Annotated in this window: 5 protein-coding genes; 3 read left to right on the top strand and 2 right to left on the bottom strand. The window is 58.9% G+C overall.

From position 1 onward, the window contains the following. Positions 1-227: 227 nt before the first annotated feature. Together ABJK70_RS20005 and ABJK70_RS20000 are read right to left on the bottom strand one after the other, a co-directional pair. Positions 228-572 (bottom strand): hypothetical protein, encoded by a 345-nt coding sequence (locus tag ABJK70_RS20005; RefSeq protein WP_347258877.1) that lies wholly within the window; start codon positions 570-572, stop codon positions 228-230. An 84-nt stretch (positions 573-656) separates the two neighbouring features. Continuing rightward, on the bottom strand, positions 657-2,786 hold the full coding sequence (locus ABJK70_RS20000; protein ID WP_347258876.1) for an ATP-binding protein: 2,130 nt from the start codon (positions 2,784-2,786) through the stop codon (positions 657-659). A 277-nt stretch (positions 2,787-3,063) separates the two neighbouring features. Between ABJK70_RS20000 and ABJK70_RS19995 the strand changes: the two genes are divergently transcribed. The 3 genes from ABJK70_RS19995 (at position 3,064) to ABJK70_RS19985 (ending at position 4,828) form a co-directional block, all read left to right on the top strand. Further along, complete coding sequence (locus ABJK70_RS19995; RefSeq protein WP_347258875.1) at positions 3,064-3,246, top strand: hypothetical protein; 183 nt, start codon at positions 3,064-3,066, stop codon at positions 3,244-3,246. A gap of 207 nt (positions 3,247-3,453) precedes the next feature. Then, entirely contained in the window at positions 3,454-3,750 is a 297-nt protein-coding gene (locus ABJK70_RS19990) for a hypothetical protein (protein ID WP_347258874.1), read from the top strand. A 139-nt stretch (positions 3,751-3,889) separates the two neighbouring features. Beyond that, the gene (locus tag ABJK70_RS19985; RefSeq protein WP_347258873.1) at positions 3,890-4,828 is read left to right on the top strand and encodes a hypothetical protein; all 939 of its coding nucleotides are present in this window, start codon (positions 3,890-3,892) and stop codon (positions 4,826-4,828) included. Positions 4,829-4,982: the final 154 nt, after the last annotated feature.

Here is a 4,982-nt window from a genome sequence, read left to right as displayed (position 1 = left end):
TGATACAGAACCGCTTCTTCCGGTGTCATCATGTGATCCAATGACTGCTCCTTTCCTTTTTCGTTACCTTCAGGGCCGGCTTGCTGTCCGACTCGCATCACCTGTTGTCGTCGAGCGCCGCCCCAGCCCAATTTAAGTATAGGCGGCCTACACGGCCCGGATGGTGAACGGCCGTGGACCGATCTCGAACGACCGTCCGCGGACGACAACCGGCGCACTCGCAACGCTCAAACCATGGCGCGTTGGTCTCGAGAAACGCCAGATTGGCTTCTCTTGGGTCCATAGGCTGCAAGGGCCGACTCAAGGCTGAGCCGCGCGTCACAGCTCACTCCGGGGTCGACCGAGTACGGCATCAGGTTGCGTTTTTCGGTCGCGAGCGCGATGCGGTCGGCGCGCTTGATGTCGGCGTAGGTCCAATCGCCAAGTCCAAGGGCACGGGCGATCGCCGCCATCATCTGATGCTCGATGGCCACGAACTCCGGCAGCAGCGCCTTGAGCGGCTTGACCAGATCACCGAGATAGGCTTCCGCGGCATCGTGCAGCAAGGCTTCCCGCTTCAAGCCGTCAGGCACGAGCTCACAAATGCGGACACTCGTGGTTCGTTGCTTGACAAGCTGCCCACCCGGAACTGAGCGCCCCGGAAGTGGGCTGGTCGATCAACTCGTCACAAACCCGATGGCCCGCGCCTTCGCTCCCGGCTTCATTCGGCTTTCCGCTGCCAGCCGTTCGAGCAGTGCCTCGGCACCCGACGCCCCGCCGGTCAGCCGCACCTGCCAAAACACATTGGCAAAGTCTCCCGGCGTCAGATTATAGAGCGCCCGGAGCGCCGTCCGGATGCCTTCCGGCACATCCCGATCATCAGCCCCCGTTTTGGCCAGGAGATCCGCAAACAGGCCAAGGACCTGGTCGGGTGTCAGATAGTCGAAGCGGATCTTGAAGTCGAAACGGCGAAGGCTCGCACCATCGAGCGTCTCCACCAGATTGGTGGACATGATGAGGATTCCCGTAAAGTGTTCGATCTGCACCAACAGCTCATTGACCTGGGTGACCTCCCAGGCACGCTGAGCGCTGGCCCGATCGCGAAGAAAACTGTCGGCCTCGTCGATCACCAACACCGCCTGATCCTGGGCGGCCTCCCGGAACAGCTGGGCAATCCGCTGCTCGGTCTCGCCGAGATAGGGCGACAAGAGGTCAGAAGCCCGTTTGAGCCGCAACGGGCGATCCACGACCTTGGCGATGTGCTGCGCCAGAGCACTCTTACCGGTGCCGGGGGGACCGTAAAAACAGAGTCGACCCTGCCGATGGCGTTTGAGCCCTTCAAGGATCGATGCGAGATCGCGATCCGGATTGAGCCAGTCCAAACGGTAGTTCAGGGATTCGAGCCGCGGTTCGCAGGTCGAGAGTGGCGCTGCGTAACCTATGACCTGGAGGGTATTGGCGAGCACTCGTTCGAAGGACCGCTCGATCTGCAGCGTGGCATCGGCCGGCAGGTGCCGGACCACTTTCACGGCGCGTTCGATATAGGCCGGCGCCAGGCGCTCGCACGAGGCCAGACGTTCGACACATTCGCGGCGCAGGGGAATATCGATCAAATGACGCTCGATCATGCGTTGCCGCACCGACTGCGGGGGCGGCGTGAATTCCAGGATGAGATCGAAGCGGCGAAGATAGGCGGGATCGATCTGTTCAATCGCATTGCTCACCCAGATCGCCGGCACGGTGTTACTCTCCGACACCCGGTTCATCCACGCCTTGTGCCGCAGATCCGCGCGGCTGGGGCCAAACCAGCCTGTGGTCTGCGGAAACACGTCCTCGATTTCATCGAAGAGCAGCAGGCTTTTGTCTTGCCGCCCGAGGAGGCGTTGCGCAAGCTGATAGGCGGAAAGGCGTCGGGCGCCCGTTAAGGGCTCGCCATCGTCCTCGTCCGCGATTTTCACTTCATAGAGCGGCACCGCCAAGTCCTCCGCCACAGTGCGCACGAACTCGGTCTTGCCGGTGCCTGACTGGCCGTAGAGCAGGATATTCACCCCGGCCGTGCGCTTTTCCAGTACCGCCTGGAGGTACGAGAAGCAGAGGCGATAGTCTTCGTCGCAGTGGGCAAAATCGGCGCGGCGCAATGTCGGTGGGGCCGCCCGTTCACAGAATCGATTCAACAAGGCGTCGGGCTCGGCTTGCTCAATCAGCAGAAAATCGGCCAATCCCGGCATGAGATCGAGCTTTCCGGGGAGTGCATAGGTATTTCGGGCATCGACCCTCACCAGGCCGAGCGACGGCAACAGCGCCTCCGGGGCCAGCGCCTTCTGAACCTCCCCGAAGGACAACTGGAGAATCCGGGCCAAAAGCTCGAGCGCGTCCCGCGTCGTGAGCTCATCCCCGAACAATTCGGTCGTCTTATACAGCGACTTAGCATAGTGCATCAGTACGGTGAAGACGAGAATCCGTTCCTCGGCCGGATTCAGTGGCAGCGTATCGTGCAGCAGCGCGAGGTTGCGGGAAATCACCGGCGGCCAAGCCTCAAGCCGCGGCGCCAGTTTTCGATAACGCTGTACAAGATGCTTGCGGAGAGCCGCCGCCGGCAGTTCGTCGAGTTTGCCGACCAAGCTACCAAGCCCAAGCGCCTCGAGGATAGTCTTCTCATCCCCAAAGAACGAAGCCCGGGTGAAACACCGATCCAGTTCGAAATCGATCAGGAGGCGCAGACACCAGGCGGCGCTGCAATCGCGAATATCGGAGGCCGAATCGGCGGGGAGGGTTGAATGGGCGGCAGCGGAACGGCGTCGGATCATCGAGACTCACCTCGCGGAAGTGGAGAACGCGGCCAGAATAACCGGGACCTGCGACAAACCATGTCCAACCCACCGGCCACTGCCCTGCCCGCTCATGCTTCCGAGTCCCAACCGCTACAATACCTCTCGAATCCCGAACCGTTTGATTCGCATTCATTGGACATTGGATGTCGCACCTGTGGATTAGGCTTCCTTCCGTCGACACCGGGCGACCGTCGCGTCGACGGAGCCTCGTTCGATTCCCCGCAACGTGCCCCGTTTCGAAAGGAGATGCGCGATGACAATCCGACAATACCGCTTCAACGTATCCCTCCAACGTCAGGCCCCGAGTGCAGGTCCGAACGCGACGCTACGCGTCATCGTCACGGTGCCGGTCAACAGCGATCAAACAGCCAAACTCACGGCCGAGTCGCAGTACCGGGGCTATCGGGCCACCGGCGCCAGCCGGGTTATGGATTGAGCTCTTGAGGTCAGGGATGACCTATTTACAAGCCAAGCAAGCCGAACCGAGTACCGCCCGCTCGATAATGGAACGACGAACGACTGGGGAGGTCTGGTATTCCCGCGAAGTCTGGTTGGTTCTCTCAGGACCCTAAACTCATTCGCTTGACGAAATGCCGTCCGTCGACCGGCTCGGTTAGGCGTGTGTTGCGCCATCACTAATACCATGACTGTTGCCTTTAAACCTCAGAGAAGTCCGTTCCCTGAGACCTTTCCACGAAATGGTGCCGATCTGTACCGAACGCTGGTGGAGTTCGAATATCAACCGAATTTGCCCGCCGACAAACTGAGCGAAGGCGATCTCGCCGAACAGCGTCGCCATCGCAGTCACTACGCTGCGCTGATACGCGAACTGGAGGAAACCGAATGGCTATTGACGTCAACGGGATGCATCAACCTACCCTATCTCACCTCACCTCACCTCGGATCGCCTCGGCTCACAGCGGCTCACAGCGGTTTGTAGCGCCGGTCATCAAAGTAACTATCAGCACTACGCCGGAGCGGTAAAGCAAGCGATCAGGCGGCGCTCAGGGCAACCTCAATCGGTTTATCGGAAATCGACCATACTCAATATTTAACTGACTACCTAGGAATCGCTCCTGATGCCAAGCTCATTACCGACCCGTACACCCAGTACTAATCGAGCGTACCAGAATCGCGCGGAACAACTGATCCGCCGATTTAAGCACGAGCACGGCAAATGCTGGCGCGCGCATCCGGAGGCTTTTTACGATTGGCTTATTAATCGTCGGGAGGAGTTCGCCAAGGCCACTTGGCGCCAGTACAAATCGGCCCTTGTCTACTTTTTTATGGATCAGGGTTTTACGGCTTTGGCGCTACAACTGAGCCAAGTAATCAATCAAGGCTGTACGCATCGGAGTCAAAATACTTCAGCCAAAAAACTGAAAAAGCTTACAGATCGTGATCTGCGTAAACTTGTAGGGAAACTCTGCGAAGGGAATGGTCGCCACGATCAGTTGATCGCCGCTTGGTTAGTGGCCGGGATCGCCACAGGGCTCCGGCCCTGCGAATGGCAATTTGCTCGACTTGACGGCGATACCTTAATAGTCAAAAACGCCAAGGCCACGAATGGTCGCGCCCACGGCCCCGCCCGACGGCTGCATCTTGACACCCTAACACCAGAGCAAAAAAACATCATCGCGGCCTTTATCAGCCGAATTCAGGATTTTGCTGATTTTGGACAGCTGCAAAAACAGTGCGGTGACCGCCTTTTTCGCGTGACGCGATGCCTATGGCCAAAGCGGCAACAGCACATCACGCTGTATTCCGCTCGCCATCAGTTTGCCGCCAATACCAAATGTGCAGGACTCTCGTTAACCGAAATTGCGGCATTGATGGGGCACGCAACCGATAACACAGCCAGCCAACACTATGGCCGCCGAACCGCCGGTAATCGAGGACAAACACCCCGCGCCAATCAGTCGGACATGGCCAATGTGCGGAAAACTTATACGGCACGGCAGGCTGACGGTACCCCAAATATCGATAGCGACGCAGGGCCTGCTTTCAATACCTCGTGATCGTGAGAGTATCGCTCCCGGCAATCTGTTATTGTCCCGGCAATTAAATCAGAATCATCCGGCCGCGGCCGCATAGGTTATGTTCGGGTGTTTGAAATAGCGCCTGATGCGCTCGGGCCGTTTCTGTAACCGGTGCAGATGGGACCGCGCTTTG

This window comes from Methylocaldum sp. (assembly GCF_039794385.1).
Taxonomy (GTDB): domain Bacteria; phylum Pseudomonadota; class Gammaproteobacteria; order Methylococcales; family Methylococcaceae; genus Methylocaldum.
This window is presented reverse-complemented; position numbering and strand designations above follow the sequence as displayed.

Bases quoted from the DNA above. Each gene is read 5' to 3' on its own strand.
- ABJK70_RS20000 (WP_347258876.1), bottom strand. From the start codon at position 2,786: ATGATCCGACGCCGTTCCGCTGCCGCCCATTCAACCCTCCCCGCCGAT.
- ABJK70_RS19990 (WP_347258874.1), top strand. From the start codon at position 3,454: ATGACTGTTGCCTTTAAACCTCAGAGAAGTCCGTTCCCTGAGACCTTT.
- ABJK70_RS19985 (WP_347258873.1), top strand. From the start codon at position 3,890: ATGCCAAGCTCATTACCGACCCGTACACCCAGTACTAATCGAGCGTAC.
- ABJK70_RS19995 (WP_347258875.1), top strand. From the start codon at position 3,064: ATGACAATCCGACAATACCGCTTCAACGTATCCCTCCAACGTCAGGCC.